13 protein-coding genes are annotated in these 14,305 nt (G+C 62.3%); 3 read left to right on the forward strand and 10 right to left on the reverse strand.

The window, feature by feature from the left end; translation table 11 throughout:
- The 3 genes from V6607_RS12910 to V6607_RS12920 all read right to left on the reverse strand — a co-directional run bounded on the left by V6607_RS12910 (position 1) and on the right by V6607_RS12920 (position 2,998).
- Positions 1–861, reverse strand: a complete 861-nt coding sequence (locus tag V6607_RS12910; protein ID WP_003215751.1) for a branched-chain amino acid ABC transporter permease — start codon at positions 859–861, stop codon at positions 1–3.
- 67 nt (positions 862–928) lie between these two features.
- Positions 929–2,131 carry an ABC transporter substrate-binding protein gene (locus tag V6607_RS12915; protein ID WP_338743948.1) on the reverse strand — a complete coding sequence of 401 codons (1,203 nt, stop codon included), beginning with the start codon at positions 2,129–2,131 and terminating at the stop codon, positions 929–931.
- Between the two features lie 96 nt (positions 2,132–2,227).
- On the reverse strand, positions 2,228–2,998 hold the full coding sequence (locus tag V6607_RS12920; RefSeq protein WP_008430577.1) for an FCD domain-containing protein: 771 nt from the start codon (positions 2,996–2,998) through the stop codon (positions 2,228–2,230).
- Positions 2,999–3,714: 716 nt separating this feature from the next.
- Here V6607_RS12920 and V6607_RS12925 point away from each other — a divergent pair.
- On the forward strand, positions 3,715–4,617 hold the full coding sequence (locus V6607_RS12925; RefSeq protein WP_003208975.1) for a LysR family transcriptional regulator: 903 nt from the start codon (positions 3,715–3,717) through the stop codon (positions 4,615–4,617).
- 9 nt (positions 4,618–4,626) lie between these two features.
- On the opposite strand, the gene V6607_RS12930 is transcribed toward V6607_RS12925, so the two are convergent.
- From V6607_RS12930 to V6607_RS12960, 7 genes are all read right to left on the reverse strand, one after another.
- Positions 4,627–5,973, reverse strand: a complete 1,347-nt coding sequence (locus V6607_RS12930) for an OprD family outer membrane porin (RefSeq protein WP_008436036.1) — start codon at positions 5,971–5,973, stop codon at positions 4,627–4,629.
- Between the two features lie 101 nt (positions 5,974–6,074).
- Complete coding sequence (locus tag V6607_RS12935; RefSeq protein WP_008436037.1) at positions 6,075–7,427, reverse strand: citrate-proton symporter; 1,353 nt, start codon at positions 7,425–7,427, stop codon at positions 6,075–6,077.
- Between the two features lie 95 nt (positions 7,428–7,522).
- Positions 7,523–8,911: an amidase gene (locus V6607_RS12940; RefSeq protein WP_008436038.1), complete on the reverse strand. Its 1,389-nt coding sequence runs from the start codon at positions 8,909–8,911 to the stop codon at positions 7,523–7,525.
- 161 nt (positions 8,912–9,072) lie between these two features.
- A complete protein-coding gene (locus V6607_RS12945; RefSeq protein ID WP_134326237.1) occupies positions 9,073–9,879 on the reverse strand; it encodes a hypothetical protein in 807 nt (268 codons plus the stop codon).
- Entirely contained in the window at positions 9,867–10,073 is a 207-nt protein-coding gene (locus tag V6607_RS12950; RefSeq protein ID WP_063028939.1) for a hypothetical protein, read from the reverse strand. The genes V6607_RS12945 and V6607_RS12950 overlap by 13 nt, the downstream gene beginning before the upstream one ends.
- Before the next feature lie 121 nt (positions 10,074–10,194).
- Entirely contained in the window at positions 10,195–10,773 is a 579-nt protein-coding gene (locus V6607_RS12955; RefSeq protein ID WP_023658720.1) for a cupin domain-containing protein, read from the reverse strand.
- Positions 10,761–12,716, reverse strand: coding sequence for an FAD-dependent oxidoreductase (locus tag V6607_RS12960; RefSeq protein WP_102605441.1), 1,956 nt, complete (start codon positions 12,714–12,716; stop codon positions 10,761–10,763). Before V6607_RS12960 ends, V6607_RS12955 begins: the two co-directional genes overlap by 13 nt.
- Positions 12,717–12,847: 131 nt before the next feature.
- Between V6607_RS12960 and V6607_RS12965 the strand changes: the two genes are divergently transcribed.
- Together V6607_RS12965 and V6607_RS12970 are read left to right on the forward strand one after the other, a co-directional pair.
- The gene (locus V6607_RS12965) at positions 12,848–13,606 is read left to right on the forward strand and encodes a class II aldolase/adducin family protein (protein ID WP_134326238.1); all 759 of its coding nucleotides are present in this window, start codon (positions 12,848–12,850) and stop codon (positions 13,604–13,606) included.
- Positions 13,607–13,647: 41 nt separating this feature from the next.
- Positions 13,648–14,286, forward strand: coding sequence for a TetR family transcriptional regulator C-terminal domain-containing protein (locus V6607_RS12970; protein WP_102605443.1), 639 nt, complete (start codon positions 13,648–13,650; stop codon positions 14,284–14,286).
- The last annotated feature ends 19 nt before the right edge of the window (positions 14,287–14,305 follow it).

The following is a 14,305-nucleotide window of genomic DNA, read 5'->3' on the forward strand; positions in this document are numbered from 1 at the left end:
TCAGGCTCTCCCGAATAGGCCGTAAGGACGCACCAGGATCACCACGGCCATTGCGCCGTAGATCATCAGGCTCGCGCCCTGGGGCCAGAGTGTGGTCATCAGGCTTTGCACCACGCCGACCAGCAGGCCGCCCACCAGTGCACCGCTGAAGGAACCCATGCCGCCGATCACCACCACCACGAACGCCACGCCGAGGATTTCCGGGCCGACAAAGGGCTGGGCGCCGCGCAACGGGGCGAACAGCACACCGGCCACACCGGCGAGGGCCACGCCGAGGGCGAAGGTCATGGAGAACAGGCGGAAAATGTTGGTGCCCAGCAGGGACACGGTTTCCGTGCTTTCACTGCCGGCCCGCACCAGGGCGCCGAAGCGCGTGCGTTCCAGCAACAGCCACAGGCCCAGGCCGACGAGGCCGGAGAACACGATCAGGAACAGGCGGTAGTAGGGGTAGACAAAATCGCCCACCACCAGCACCCCGCGCAGCAATTCCGGTACGGCGACGCTCTTGCCCACCGGGCCCCAGATCATCACGCTGGCTTCCTGGATGATCAGGGCAATCCCCAGGGTCACCAGAATCTGGAACATGTGCGGCAAGTGATAAATCCGCTGGATCAATAATCGCTCGATCACCCAGGCCAGCGCGGCCACCACCAGCGGCGCGATCAGCAGTGCCAGCCAGAAGCTGCCGGTGAGGCTGACGGCGGTGTAGCAGATGTAGGCGCCCAGCAAAAAGAATGCACCGTGGGCGAAGTTGACGAAGTTCAGCAGGCCGAAAATGATCGTCAAGCCGACCGCGATCAGGAAGTAGATCATCCCAAGGCCCAGGCCGTTGAGAATCTGGAACAGGTAAAGATTAAGCATGCAGGAACCCTCGGCAGGCGGCCGCATGAGCGGCCCTGCGCTGTGTCACCAGTAGATTTTCAGCGGATCAGCCGAGCACGCAGCCCGTGGCTTCCACCGGCGGGAACGACTGGCCGGAGCTGAGCACCTTGGCCAGATCGTCCTTGTCGGCCATGTCGCCTGCGGCCTTGCCCACTAGCAGGTAGTAGTCCTTGATCACCTGATGGTCGCCGGCGCGGATCGACTCCTTGCCGGTGGGGCCTTCGTAGCTCAGGCCCTGCATGGCCTTGGCCACGGTCGGCCCGTCGAAACTGCCGGTGGAGATGATGGTTTCGAGCATGACCTTGGTGCTGATGTAGTCGGCGGCCAGCGGGTAAGTGGGGTTGATGCCGTATTTGGCCTTGGTGAGTTTCACCAGGTCACGGTTGAGCGGGGTGTCGACCTGATGCCAGTACTGAGCGCCGAGGTACACACCTTCCAGTACGTCACTGCCCAGCTCCTGGAACTGGTCGAGGCCGGCGGACCACACCAGCAGCACTTTCATGCGCTCCTTGATACCGAAGTTCACCGCCTGGCGCAGGGTGTTGGACGACTGGCTGCCGAAGTTCAGCAGCACCAGCACGTCGGGTTTGGCGGCGATGGCATTGGTCAGGTAGCCGGAGAACTCCTGCTCCTGCAGCGAGTGGTAGCTGTTGCCGGCGTGTTCCAGGCCATGCTCGGCCAGCACCGATTTGGCGCCTTCGAGCAGGGCTTCGCCGAACACGTATTGCGGGGTGATGGTGTACCAGCGCTTGGCGTCGGGCAGCAGCTTGATCAACGGCACGAGGGTCTCGCGGATCGCGCCGTAGGTCGGCACCGACCAGCGGAACGTGGCGCTGTTGCAGTCCTTGCCGGTGACTTCATCGGCGCCCACCGGGGTCATGAACACGCCACCGGCCTTGCTCACTTCCTTGGCCACCGCGAGTGCCGAAGACGACAGGGTACAGCCCTGGAAAAAGTGTGCGCCGTCCTGCTGGATCGCTTCCTGGACTTTACGCACGGCCTTGCCGGCGTTGCCTTCGGTGTCGATCACTTTGTAGACCAGCGGGCGGCCGAGCAACTCGGGATGCTGTTCCACCGCGAGGCGTGAACCCATGTCGGCAAATTTGCCATAACTGGCAAAGGCGCCAGACATGGACTTGAGGCCGTAAAAGGTAAAAGGCTCGGCGGCGAATGCAGAACGCACGCTCAGCGGGAGGCTGAGGGCGGCGGCTGCGGTGAGACTGGCTTTCAACAACGTACGACGCTGCATGGGGTGACTCCCTGGATTAGTTATTGGCAGGAGTGGCAATGGCGATACGGTGGAGCACGGCCTGTGGGCAGGCCTTTTATTGGTGGAGGGTGCGGTTTAGTGGTTGTGGTCGAACTCCAGTAGAAAGTGCGGGCTGACTTCACCTTCAAGGGCGGTCATGTGGTGTTCGGCGTCGCACATGTGTTCGTGCATCAGGCTGCGTACGGTGGCTTCGTCCTCGGCCCGGAAGGCGATCAGCAGTTGCTTGTGGTAGTCGAGGTTGGCGGCGTCGAATTGCTTGCGCTTGGGTTTGTAGGCTTTTTTCAGCACGACCAGGTCACGCAGCAGGTCGTTGAGGAATTGCGCCATGAAGCTCAGCAGCGGGTTGGGGCAGGCCTTGGCCAGCAGGTTGTGGAATTCCAGTTCGGCGATGCGTTGTTCGCGTTGGCCGGCTTCGCTGTCTTCGGGGGCGCTGCAGAAATCGACGTTGTCCTGGAGGGCGCGGTAGTCGTCTTCGCTCAGGCGGCCCAGGACCGAGACGGCGAGTTCGACTTCGATGACTTTGCGCAGCTGGTAGACCTGTTGGCCGTCCAGGTGCTGGAAGTGCAGGTAGTTGCGCAGGGCGCGGCTGGCGGGTTCGGTGCCGGCCTGGTTGAGATAGGCGCCGCCGCTGGGGCCGGTGCGGGTGTTGACCAGGCCTTCGACTTCCAGCGCCTTGAGGGCTTCGCGGGCGGAGCCTTTGGAGCACTGGAAGCTTTCCATCAGTTCGCGTTCGGTGGGCAAGCGGTCGCCGGGCTTCAGGGCATCGGTGACGATGGAGCGTTTGACCGACTCGACGATCACGTCGGAGAGCTTCTGGCGTTTGCGGCGCAGCGGGCGGCTTAGCATGGTGTTCGATTGATCCTATTAATGCGGATTAATAGTACTTAATAGGGGTTTGGGGTGGGGCGTCAACGGAGGGGGTCGCTTTTGGTTTGGATGGGTCGTAAATGGTGGGGGTGTGCATATCCGTTTCTTCGGTTATGGCTGATATTGGTTCCGCTCTTACAGCGGCTCACTTTTGAAAAGCGCAAAAGTAAGCAAAACGCTCTTGCCCCACCACTCGGCTCCTCGCTTAGGCTCGGAGTGCCCTCACTCCGGCTTTGGACCGTGGGCCGCCGTCATGGGCCATCCTTGGCCCAGGACGGCTAACCCGGCGTCCTGCCGGGTTACCCACGCTCCAAAGCCTGCGTTCGGCCAGCGTGGTTTAACGGGGCGCCTAAGATCAAAATCAAGATCAACAGCAAGAGCACAGCGGCCTCCCGGCCGGCTTGAGTGTTGAAGAGCAAAATCAAAAGCTAAAGCGGGCACCTTCGAATGTGGGAGCTGGCTTGCCTGCGATGGCATCAACTGGGTGTACCTGATGCACCGAGTTGTCTGCATCGCAGGCAAGCCAGCTCCCACAGAAAAGCAGATCTGCTTTTGATCTTGATCTGAGCGAACGCGGGTAGTGCAGAGCGGGTAAACCGGCAGGACGCCGTGACCGAAGAAACGGATATGTACACCCGCATGGCGCAGTAATTGCGTCCTCCCCAATCCACCCCCCCAAAAAAGGAGCACCCCCCATGCAACTACGCGCCTTGCGATATTTCCACGAGGTCGCCCGCTGCGCCTCCCTGCGTAAGGCCGCCGAACGTCTTTACGTCACCCCCACCGCCGTCAGCCGCCAGATCGAACACCTGGAGCACTTCTTCGGCGCCGCCCTGATTGAACGCGGCCCCCGCGGCATCCGCCTCACCGCCGAGGGCGAGTGCCTGGCCGAACAAGTCACCTCAACCCTGCGCGGCCTCGACCAGGTACGCGAAGTCATCGCCAGCCGCCAAAGCCAGGTGGCCGGTAACATCAGCATCCATGTGTCAGAAAGTATCGTTTCCACCGTGCTCGCCCCGGTGCTCGCCACCTTCTACCGCGCCCACCCCAAGGTCACCTTCAACATCGTGATCGCCAGCGCCTCGGCCACCCTCGACGCCCTGTGCAGCGGCGAGGCGGACCTGGGCCTGGCGTTCTACCTGCAAGAGCGCGCCGACGTCGAAGTCACCGCCCACTGCCAGTTATGGCACCGGGTGCTGGTCAGCGCCGAACACCCCTTCGCCCAGCGCGACAGCATCGAATTGAGCGAACTGCAAGGCCAGCCCCTGGCGATTCCCGACTCGGCCTACGGCGTGCGCCAGGCCCTGGAAGTGGCGGCAAAAAAACGCGGCGTCACCCTCGAACCGGTGTTCACCACCAGCTCCCTGGAAGTGCAGAAGAGCCTGGCCCGGCAACGGGCAGCGGTGCTGATTTTGCCCCAGGTCGAGGCAGACGTGCGGGACCTGGGCGACGGCCTGGTCGCCGTGCCGATCGCCGATGAAGACCTCGGCCGCATCCGCATCGACCTCTGCGTGTACCGCAACCGCCCCCGCTCGGTGGCGGTGCTCAAGTGCCAGGAAATGCTGGCGGGGGCGATGCAGCGTTGTTCGCTGAACTGAGCCTGAGCCTCAGAAGATGTTGATCGGCACATTGGCGACGAGGCGGAACTCATCGTAGCTGCCGTCAATCTGCCCGCCGCTGGCGCGATGGTTGTAGACGATGGTGCGCAGTACGGTGTTCTTGAGTGTTCCGGACTGAATCACATAGGCCAGCATCAAGCCGTTTTCGTTGTGCTTGGCGCCATCCAGGCTGCGCACGTTGTAGCCGGTGTTGTGGCCGTTGCGGTCGCCATCGTAATGGGTGCCGTCGATGTCCCAACCCTTGGCGTGCCACAGGCTGGCGGTGAGGCCGGGCACACCGTAGGCGGCGAAGTCCAGGTCGTAGCGCAACTGCCAGGACTTTTCGTTGGGGCCGTTGTAGTCCGAGTACAGCGAGTTGGCCATGTAGTTGCCGGTGGACTCCCACACGTAGTCGAAGTATTCGTTGCCGAATACCTGCTGCCAGGCCAGGGTCAGGCTGTGGGCCAGGTGCGTGGCGGTGAAGGCCAGGCTGGCGGCGTTATTGTCGATGTAGCCGAGGTTTTTGTCGCCCGAGTCGCTGGTGTGGTAGTAGTTGAAGGCGGTCTTCAAGGCGATGTCGCTTTTGTCACCGATGCGGTGGGTCAGGCCGACGTAGGTCTGGTCCCACATGTCTTCGAAACGCGACGCGTAGACGCTGGCTTCCAGCCCGTAACCCGGTTTTACCGTGGCTCCCAGGTAGCTGATGCGTGCGCCGCTGTAGGCGCGGTTGCCGAAGGTGGTGGTGAGCTTTTCGGCGCCGGTGCCGGTGCGTGGAATCGCCCGCTCGAAGCTGCCGCCCTGCACCGACAGCCAGTCGAATTCGTTGCTGAACAAGCCCACGCCCTGGAAGCTGGAGGGCAGGGCGCGGTTGTCCTTGTAACGCAGGATCGGATTGTCGGTCATCAGCCGACCCGCCTTGATCTCGGTGCTCGACAGGCGAAAACGCACGTCGCCCACCCCCAGTCGGCTCCAGGTGGGAATCGCATCGCCGTCGCCGTCCACCAGCACCCGGTCGCCGCCATTGGCCACCTTGCCGTGGCCGCGTTCCAGGTTGACCGCGCTGAAGATCCCCGCATCCACGCCCACGCCAATCAGGCCCTGGGTGTAGCCGGAGCTGTACTTGAGCATGCTGGTCTGCACCCAGGTTTCCCGTACACGCGTGGGCTCGACGCCGCCGGCTTTCTTGATGCTCAAGTGGGTGGTGCGTTTGGTGTGCTGGTTGGAATAGTAGTGGCGCAGGTTCAGGTCCAGGGTGCTGCCTTCGAGGAAGCCCGGTGCGCTGGCCTGGGCGTTTTCCTGGGCGAAAGCCTGGGTGCTGGACGCCAGGGTGACGGCCAGTAAAAGACGTGGATACATGGTAAATCCCCATACAAATCAGACGTAAGGCGACCGTCCCGGCAGGCCCTCAGGTGCTGCCGGTCGGTGGCGAAAAGACGCGGGACAGTGGGAAAAGGTATTCAGCGAACCGAAGCTTCTGTGAGCCGGGTTTCGCGGGCCGGGCTGCCGGGCAGCGGCGGACGGGTTTCCTTGGCGAACCAGGCGGCGGTGAGGCACACCAGGTTGGCGATCAGCAGGTACCAGACCGGTGACATCGGATCGCCTGTGGTGCCGATCAACCAGGTGATGATGATCTGCGCGGTGCCGCCGAACGCTGCCACACCGAAGGCGTAGACGATGGAGAAACCGGTGGAGCGCACGGATTTCGGGAAGCTTTCCACCAGCAACACGATCAGCGCCGCGCCACTCATGCCGTGCAGGCCCGAGAGTACCGCCAGGGTCAACAGGAAGGTCGCCGGGCTTGGGTGCTCGGTCATCAGTTGCAGGGCCGGGAACAAAATCAACAGCAACACCACCCGCGGTGTCATCAGGATCGTACGGCGTCCGAAGCGGTCGCAGAGCATGCCGCCAGCCACCGCGCACACGGCCATCGCGGCGCCGGCCACCAGGGTCGAGAGCATCGAAATGCTGGTGGGAAGCTTCAGTTCGGTGAGGGCGAAGGTGGTCATGTAGTTGAGGAAGTACTGGGTGATGGTGCTGCCGGAAAGGATCAGCAACCCCAGCACCAGTGCGCGCCGGTGCTTGCCGCAGACTTCCCGTACCAGGTCGCCGGTGCTGGTTTGCTCGCCGTGGCCGTGGAAGGTTTCGGCGAGGTTGCGGCGGATGTAGATGCCGATCGGCAACACCAGCAGGCCGAACACGAACGGCACGCGCCAGCCCCAGCTGTTGAGGTCTTCCGGGGACATGACCTTGGTCAGGGTGAACCCTACCAGCCCGGCCACCATGGCTGCGACGCCCTGGGCGACTACTTGCCAGCAGGCGTAGGTCCCGCGTTTGTGGGGTGGCGCCGCTTCGAGGATGTAGGTGGTGGCGGGGCCGGCTTCACCGCCCCAGGCCAGGCCCTGGATCATGCGGGTGAGTACCAGCAGGATCGGCGCCGCGATACCGATGGTCTCGTAACCGGGCAATATCGCGATGCTGCCGGTGCCCACGGCCATCATTACCAGGGTCAACAGCATCGCCGGTTTGCGCCCGACGCGGTCGGCGTAGGCGCCGATCAGTACTGCGCCCAGGGGCCGGACGATAAAGCCGATACCGAACGCCGTGACCGACAGCATCAGGCTGACGAAAGCGCTGTCGGACGGGAAGAACGTGTGGCCGATCATCACCGCAAAGGTTGCGTACACACCAAAGTCGAAAAACTCCACGGCGTTGCCCAGGACCACGGCGAAGATGCTCTTTTTGCCGGCGTCCGGGGACGGTGTTTCGGGTGCGTGATCAGGATCGGATCGTGTCAATTGCTCAGTGTGCATACCAGCCCCTCGATTTTAGTTATAGGTCGTCCGAGCTCCAGGCCAAGAGGGCCCGGAGCTGGCGTGTGGGTGGGCAGTTCTTACAGCGTCAAAAGTCAGGAAGGATTCGGCCAGTGGTGGATTGCGCCACGCCAGCTCTCGTAGGTTTTAGCGATTTGCAGCAGCCATTGATCGGCAAAACGCGGGGCGATCATCTGCAGGCCGATGGGCATGCCATCGGCGGCGAAACCGCAGTTGATCGACAACGCCGGTTGCTCGCCCATGTTCCACGGCACCGTGAACACGATGTGTTCGAACGGCAGTTGCGGGTTGTTGCTCGGTGATGGCCACTCGGCCGGGAAGGCATTGACCTGGTTAGTGGGGGACAGCACCAGGTCGAGTTCGGTGAACACCTGCGCGGCGCGGCGGCGCATTTCAAAGGTCTGGTTGAAACCCTTTACGGCTTGTACGCCGCTGATCTCGGCGCCCGGCGCGGCCCAGTCGCGGATGTACGGCAAGACCTTGTCGAACTGCTCGCTGCTCAGGGCCGACAAATCGCCCCACTGGCGGGCGCGCCAGAAATGGTCGAGGCCATCGAGTTGTGCGCGGTCCATGATTGGCGGGATCAGCGTGACCTTGGCGCCGTGGGCTTCGAACAGCCGCGCGGCTTGCTCCACGGCTTCACACACGAAGCCCTCAGGCTGCATGCCTGCGCCGGGTTCAAGCATCAGGCCGACGCGCAGGCCCCTGACTGACAGCGGCTGGTTACTCCACTGGGTGGTGAGCGGCGGAAGGCTGGTGGCATCGCGGGCATCGGGGCGGGCCAGGTGTTGCATCAACAGCACGCAGTCGTCGACGGTGCGGGTCATGGGCCCGGCGGCGCGGCCGGTGTAGTACGGGTCGATGGGGATGCGCCCCAGGGTCGGCTTGAATCCCACCAGGCCGCACCAGGCGGCGGGCAGGCGCACCGAGCCACCGATGTCGGTGCCCACGTGCAGCGGGCCGTAACCGGCGGCGGCCGCTGCGGCGGCACCGGAGCTGGAACCGCCGGTGTTGTTGGCGGTGTTCCACGGGTTGCGGGTGATGCCGTGGAAGCTCGACAGGCCGGAAGACAGCATGCCGAAGTCCGGGTTGGTGGTCTTGGCCAGGATTATCGCGCCCGCTTCACGCATGCGGGCTGCGGGCGGTGCGTCCCTGAGGGCCGGGGTCAGGCGGGTAGCCGCGCTGCCGAGGGGAATGGGCACGCCTTCGGTGGCGATCAATTCCTTGAGAGTCACCGGTACGCCATCAAGGGCGCCGTTGGGTTGGCCCTTGTTCCAGCGCTCGGTGGAGGCCTGGGCCTGCTGACGCACCTGTTGCGGGTCGAAGGCATAGAGCGCGTTGATCTGCGGCTCCCAGCGGTCGATGTGGGCCAGGAGTTGGTCGTAGTAGTCGATGGGCGCGAGTTGCCGGCTGGCAAATTGCGCCAGCAGTTCGGCGGCCGTAAGGGTATGCAGGTCAGTCATCGAACGCTTCCTTGTGATGGGCCGGCTGGCTCATGGCGGGTTGCAGTAGGAACGACTATATAAACCCCGGTGTGAAGCGGCCATCACAATCGGTGCAGTTCAGTGTTGCGTTTTTGTGTGCACTGAACCCCGAGGCGCAGCCCCTGGATTATTTCAAAACCTCAGGCGCAGGCGCTTGAGGCTTTTGTCGTACGGATGGAGCGGTGATTGAAGAACGGCTCCTGTCGAGGTGGGTGGTTCGTTCGAGCGTGTGAAGTGTTCCAGGTGGTGAAGTCGAAGCGAGTGACGGAGACTACGTTTTCCTGGATGAGCATGATGGGGGCAGGGTGGCTGTTGTCTGAATAACGCGTGCCCAGGTTGACTTCCAGTGTGTCCTTGTCACGGTAGCCGCTGAGCAGGGGCAGAAGAGTGAAGGTGTGGTCCATTCCTTCTGACTCGGTGGGCATGCCCACGAATACGACAATGCCGACATACACCTTTCGATCGTTCAAGCTGAACATGCAAGGCGTGTACTTCTGGATGGATTCTTTGAGCAGGTATTTGAAAGGCGTGCCTTCAAGGATGTTCAAGGCGAGCCGGCAGTTGAGTTGTTCATCGGATTTCAACTTCAGCTGTTTTTTCTTCGCGTTGACATACAGTCTCGCCCAGAGAGAAGGAATGACCAGGGTGGTCAAACCGGTCTGCAGCCAAAAAACCCAAAGTGCGGCATTCTTTTTGTTGGCAATATCGAGCTCTACCAACAGGGCGCCAAGATAGCTGCCGTAGTCTGTTGCAACCTCACGACCTGCAAATGCCAGAGTCAAGGCACTTGCCAGGCTAGCGACGACCAGGCAAACCAGCCCCAGTCGCGCAACCTGTAGATAGAGTAACTGCCCTTCAAAACGATGCAGCCGGCAGTAGTAATAGGGATGCTTGATACACACCAGATAACCGCTGACCAGTAACGGGAAAATGATCAGCAGGCCCATGAATCATTGGCCTCCATTTTGCGGACTTGGCGAATTGCTTCCTTGTAGGCCTCGGATTCCATGACTTCTTCGGCGGAGACTGAAATACCCCATTCTCCCTCAATCCTCATGGTTCTTTTTGACTTGATGGCTTCCACCGTATCCAAGTCATCCTGAGTCGGCTTACCGGCAAACAACGAATACAATCCAAACATGGCGACGACCTCGAAAAGATGTAGTCGTTTTTATAGCAAGCGGCCTTGACCCCCGCCATTGATGGCCGGCGTGCCAGCGTCGCCAGTTCCCGTAGGAAACGTCTCCATTCACTCCAACGGTCTAAAACGTCGGCGGCGTAATCACCCAGATCACCACCGCATCCACCTTTCCGGGGTTGCCATAGCGATGGGGCTCACTGCTGGGGAAGCTGAAACTGTCGCCTTCAGCCAGCTGAAAATGCCGCTCGCCCACCCATAACTCAAACGTTCCGCTCAACACATAACCCGCCTCTTCACCCTCATGGCTATAGCTCTGCTGGCTATAGGTGCCCGGTGGAAAGCGCGAGTGCAGCATCTCCAATTGATGATTGGGCAGGGGCGTCAGCAACTGGTCGACGATCCCGTCCTCATAGTGAATGCTCTGGCGATTGTTCCTGCGCACCACAAAACCTTCATCCTCCGCTGCCGGCGTGGTTTCGCTGGCAAAAAACCACTGGATCGTCACCCCCAGGCTGCGGGCGATGTTGAACAAGGCCGGGATCGACGGGTAGGCGAGGTTGCGTTCCAGTTGGCTGATATAACCGGCCGTCAATTCGCTCATCTGCGCCAATTCGGTAAGCGTCATGCCCCGGGCCTTGCGCAAGCCGCGGATGCGGGTGCCGAGAAACAGCTGTGGCGGTTGGTCGTTCAAATGTCCCACGCTACTTTCAATCCTTCATAAATCGCCTCTTCGGCGGTACGCGGCGCCAGGCAATCGCCGATCCGCGTGAACGCCACCAGGCCTTCCAGTTCTGCGCCCAGAGTGTCCACCGGCTGGTGGCCCTGGCACAACACCAGGGTGTCGATATTTTCCAGCAGCATCGGCTCGCCGCTGGCGGTGTGTTGCAGGTAGACGGTAGTGTCGTCGCAGCCGTACAAACGGGCGTAAGGGATGATCGGAATGCCCAGCCGATGCAGTTCGCCGGCCAGTTGGTCACGCACGTACAACGGCAGGTTTTCCCCGCAATGGGTGCCGTTCACCGCCAGTTGCACCTGATGGCCGGCGCGGGTGAGGCGCTCGGCAATGCCCGGGCCGATCCAGTCGCAACGCCAGTCCACGACGACCACCGAACGGCCCAGTTGCACCTCATCGCGCAGCACTTGCCAGGCATCCACCACCTGTAGCTCGCCGCCGCGTTCGAAGGCCGGCCAGTAGGGCTCGGCGCCGGTGGCGATGATCACCCGGTCAGGTTGTTCGCGTTCCACCAATGCGCGGTCGACGCGGGTGTTGCGCACCACGCGGACCCCGGCCAGTTCCATCTCGCGCTGCAGGTTGGTACTGGCGCCGCCGAACTCGCTGCGTCGGGGCAGTAACTGCGCCAGAAGCACCTGGCCGCCCAATTGGGCACTGGCTTCATACAAGGTCACCTCATGTCCGCGCTGCGCCGCCACCGCTGCCGCTTTCATCCCTGCCGGGCCGCCACCGGCGACCATGATCCGCTGGCGTCGCAGTGCCGGTTGCAGTTGGCCAAACTGCAATTCGCGGCCGGTCTCGGGATGCTGGATGCAGGAGATCGGCAGGCCTTTGTGGAAGTGGCCGATGCACGCCTGATTGCAGGCGATGCACGCCCGTACATCCTCGGCATGGCCGCTTGAGGTCTTGGCCGGCATGCGCGGGTCGCAGATCAGTGCGCGGGTCATGCCGCACACATCGGCCTGGCCGCGTTGCAGCATCAATTCGGCCTCCTGGGGCTGGTTGATGCGCCCGGTGACGAACAGCGGAATCGACAGGTGCGTCTTGAACGTCGCCGCTTCTGTCGCCAGGTACGCCGGGGCAATGGCCATGGGCGGCACGATATGGATCGCGCCGCCGAGGGAGGCCGAGGTGCCGGCAACGATGTGCACATAATCCAGGTGTGATTGCAGCTGTTGCACGGCGGCCAGGGAATCCTCTTCGGTCAGGCCTTCGGGGTCGCGTTCATCGGCAGAAATGCGCAGCCCGATGATGAAGTGCTCGTCGGTTTCGGCACGCACCGTGGCGATGATTTCCCGCAGGAAACGCAGGCGTTGTTCCAGCTCGCCGTTGTAGCCGTCGGTGCGGCGATTCACCCGCGGGTTGAGAAATTGCGCAGGCAGGTAACCATGGCTGGCGACCACTTCCACACCGTCAATCCCGGCCTGATACAGGCGCCTTGCCGCAGCGCCGTAGCCGGCGACGATCTCGTCGATCATTGTCTGGTCAAGGGCGCGCGGCATCACCCGGAAGCGTTCGTTGGGCACCCCGGAAGCCGAGTAAGCCACCGCCAGCAAACCGTCGGCCGACTCCATGATTTCCCGCCCCGGATGGAAAATCTGCGACAGCACCACGGTGCCGTGGGCGTGGCAGGTTTCGGCCAGTCGGCGATAGCCGTCGATGCAGCTGTCATCGGTGGCCATCAGCACATGGGAGGTGTAGCGGGCGCTGTCGTGCACCCCGGCCACCTGCAACACAATCAGCCCCACGCCGCCTTCGGCGCGTGCCCGGTGGTAGGCGATCAACTGCTCGTTGACCTGGTTGTCGGTGGGCATCGAGGTGTCGTGCCCGCTGGACATGATGCGATTTTTCAGGCGTTTGCCGCGCAGTACCAGCGGTTCAAAAAGATGCGGAAAGGCATGGGGCGACATGGTGCGGATACTCCAGGCGCTGTTGTTATTATTTTTCTATAGGAGGTCAGCCTCAGTAAAAAATCAACTTGTTTTTTTACTGGCGACTGGATTAGCGTCAGCCACATCACCCACCCGCCTGGAGAATAAAAATGCCTGGGGCCACCGAACAACAGCTGCGCGAAGAGCTTGCCGCCTGCTACCGGCTGATCGCGCACTTTCGCATGAGCGATTTGATTTTCACCCATATCTCGGTGCGTATCCCGGGGCCCGAGCATCACTTTTTGATCAACCCCTATGGGCTGATGTTCGAGGAGATCACCGCCTCCAGCCTGGTGAAGATCGGCCTGGACGGACGTGCGGTCGAGGCTTCGGTCCATGGCGTCAACCCGGCGGGGTTTGTGATTCACAGCGCGATTCACGGCGCCCGCGAAGATGCGCAGTGCGTGCTGCATACCCACACCCGCGCCGGCTGTGCGGTGGCGGCCCTGGAGTGCGGGCTGTTGCCGGTGAACCAGATTTCCATGGAGTTCTACGGCAAGGTCGCCTACCACGACTACGAAGGCGTGGCGCTGGACATGGACGAGCAACAGCGACTGGTACGCGACCTCGGCGACAAGCCGGTGTTGATGCTGCGCAACCATGGTTTGTTGACGGTAGGGGAGACGGTCAGCCAGGCGTTCCTGCGCATGTATTACCTGGAGAAGGCCTGCGATATCCAGATCGCCGCCCAGGCGTGCGGCAAGCTGATCCTGCCGCCTGCGCACGTGTGTGAATACACCGAGCGGCAGTTCAATGAGCCAGGCCGGCCACTGGAAGAGGGCGAACTGGCAGACCCGGACGCCATGCAACTGGCATGGGCGGCATTGCTGCGGTTACTGGATCGGGTGTCGCCGGGGTTCCGGGAGTGAGGTAGAGTCGTCCAGCCGACTCAACCCAAGGACACCGCCTCATGACCCAGGAATCCCGTTTCTCCCGCATGGAACCGGAGTTGCGCAAGGCCAATCTGGTGCAGGCGACGTTGGCCTGCCTCAAGCGCGACGGCTTCCAGGGCGCGTCGATCCGCAAGATCAGCGCCGAGGCCGGGGTGTCGGTGGGGCTGATCAGTCATCACTACTCGGGCAAGGATGAGCTAGTGGCCGAGGCCTATCGGTCAATCACCCGGCAGGTCATGGACTTGCTGCGGGATGCGATGGCCAAGGCGCCGCCCAGCCCGCGGGAGCGGCTGTCGGCGTTCTTTCGCGGCTCGTTCTCCCCCGAATTGCTCGACCCGCAACTGCTGGATGCCTGGCTGGTGTTCTGGGGGGCGGTCAAGACGGCCCCGGCGATCAACCAGGCCCACGAACACTCCTATGGCGAGTACCGCACCATCATGCGTACGGCCTTGGTGGACATGGCCGGAGAGGAGGGCTGGAAGCAGTTCGATGCCGATTTGGCGGCCATCGCCTTGAGCGCCTTGCTCGACGGCTTGTGGCTGGAATCGGGGCTCAATCCCGGCACCTTCACCCCGGAGCAGGGCATCCAGATCTGCGAAGCCTGGGTCGATGGCTTGCAGTCGGGCGGGCGCAAGCGCTTCCAGATCAAACCCTGAACTGACGATTCCGCGCCGC

Origin of the sequence: Pseudomonas sp. KK18 (assembly GCF_037094675.1) — a bacterium.
Lineage (GTDB): Bacteria > Pseudomonadota > Gammaproteobacteria > Pseudomonadales > Pseudomonadaceae > Aquipseudomonas.

Bases quoted from the DNA above. Each gene is read 5' to 3' on its own strand.
- V6607_RS12920 (WP_008430577.1), bottom strand. From the start codon at position 2,998: ATGCTAAGCCGCCCGCTGCGCCGCAAACGCCAGAAGCTCTCCGACGTG.
- V6607_RS12930 (WP_008436036.1), bottom strand. From the start codon at position 5,973: ATGTATCCACGTCTTTTACTGGCCGTCACCCTGGCGTCCAGCACCCAG.
- V6607_RS12925 (WP_003208975.1), top strand. From the start codon at position 3,715: ATGCAACTACGCGCCTTGCGATATTTCCACGAGGTCGCCCGCTGCGCC.
- V6607_RS12940 (WP_008436038.1), bottom strand. From the start codon at position 8,911: ATGACTGACCTGCATACCCTTACGGCCGCCGAACTGCTGGCGCAATTT.
- V6607_RS12960 (WP_102605441.1), bottom strand. From the start codon at position 12,716: ATGTCGCCCCATGCCTTTCCGCATCTTTTTGAACCGCTGGTACTGCGC.
- V6607_RS12965 (WP_134326238.1), top strand. From the start codon at position 12,848: ATGCCTGGGGCCACCGAACAACAGCTGCGCGAAGAGCTTGCCGCCTGC.
- V6607_RS12935 (WP_008436037.1), bottom strand. From the start codon at position 7,427: ATGCACACTGAGCAATTGACACGATCCGATCCTGATCACGCACCCGAA.
- V6607_RS12910 (WP_003215751.1), bottom strand. From the start codon at position 861: ATGCTTAATCTTTACCTGTTCCAGATTCTCAACGGCCTGGGCCTTGGG.
- V6607_RS12915 (WP_338743948.1), bottom strand. From the start codon at position 2,131: ATGCAGCGTCGTACGTTGTTGAAAGCCAGTCTCACCGCAGCCGCCGCC.
- V6607_RS12945 (WP_134326237.1), bottom strand. From the start codon at position 9,879: ATGGGCCTGCTGATCATTTTCCCGTTACTGGTCAGCGGTTATCTGGTG.
- V6607_RS12970 (WP_102605443.1), top strand. From the start codon at position 13,648: ATGACCCAGGAATCCCGTTTCTCCCGCATGGAACCGGAGTTGCGCAAG.
- V6607_RS12950 (WP_063028939.1), bottom strand. From the start codon at position 10,073: ATGTTTGGATTGTATTCGTTGTTTGCCGGTAAGCCGACTCAGGATGAC.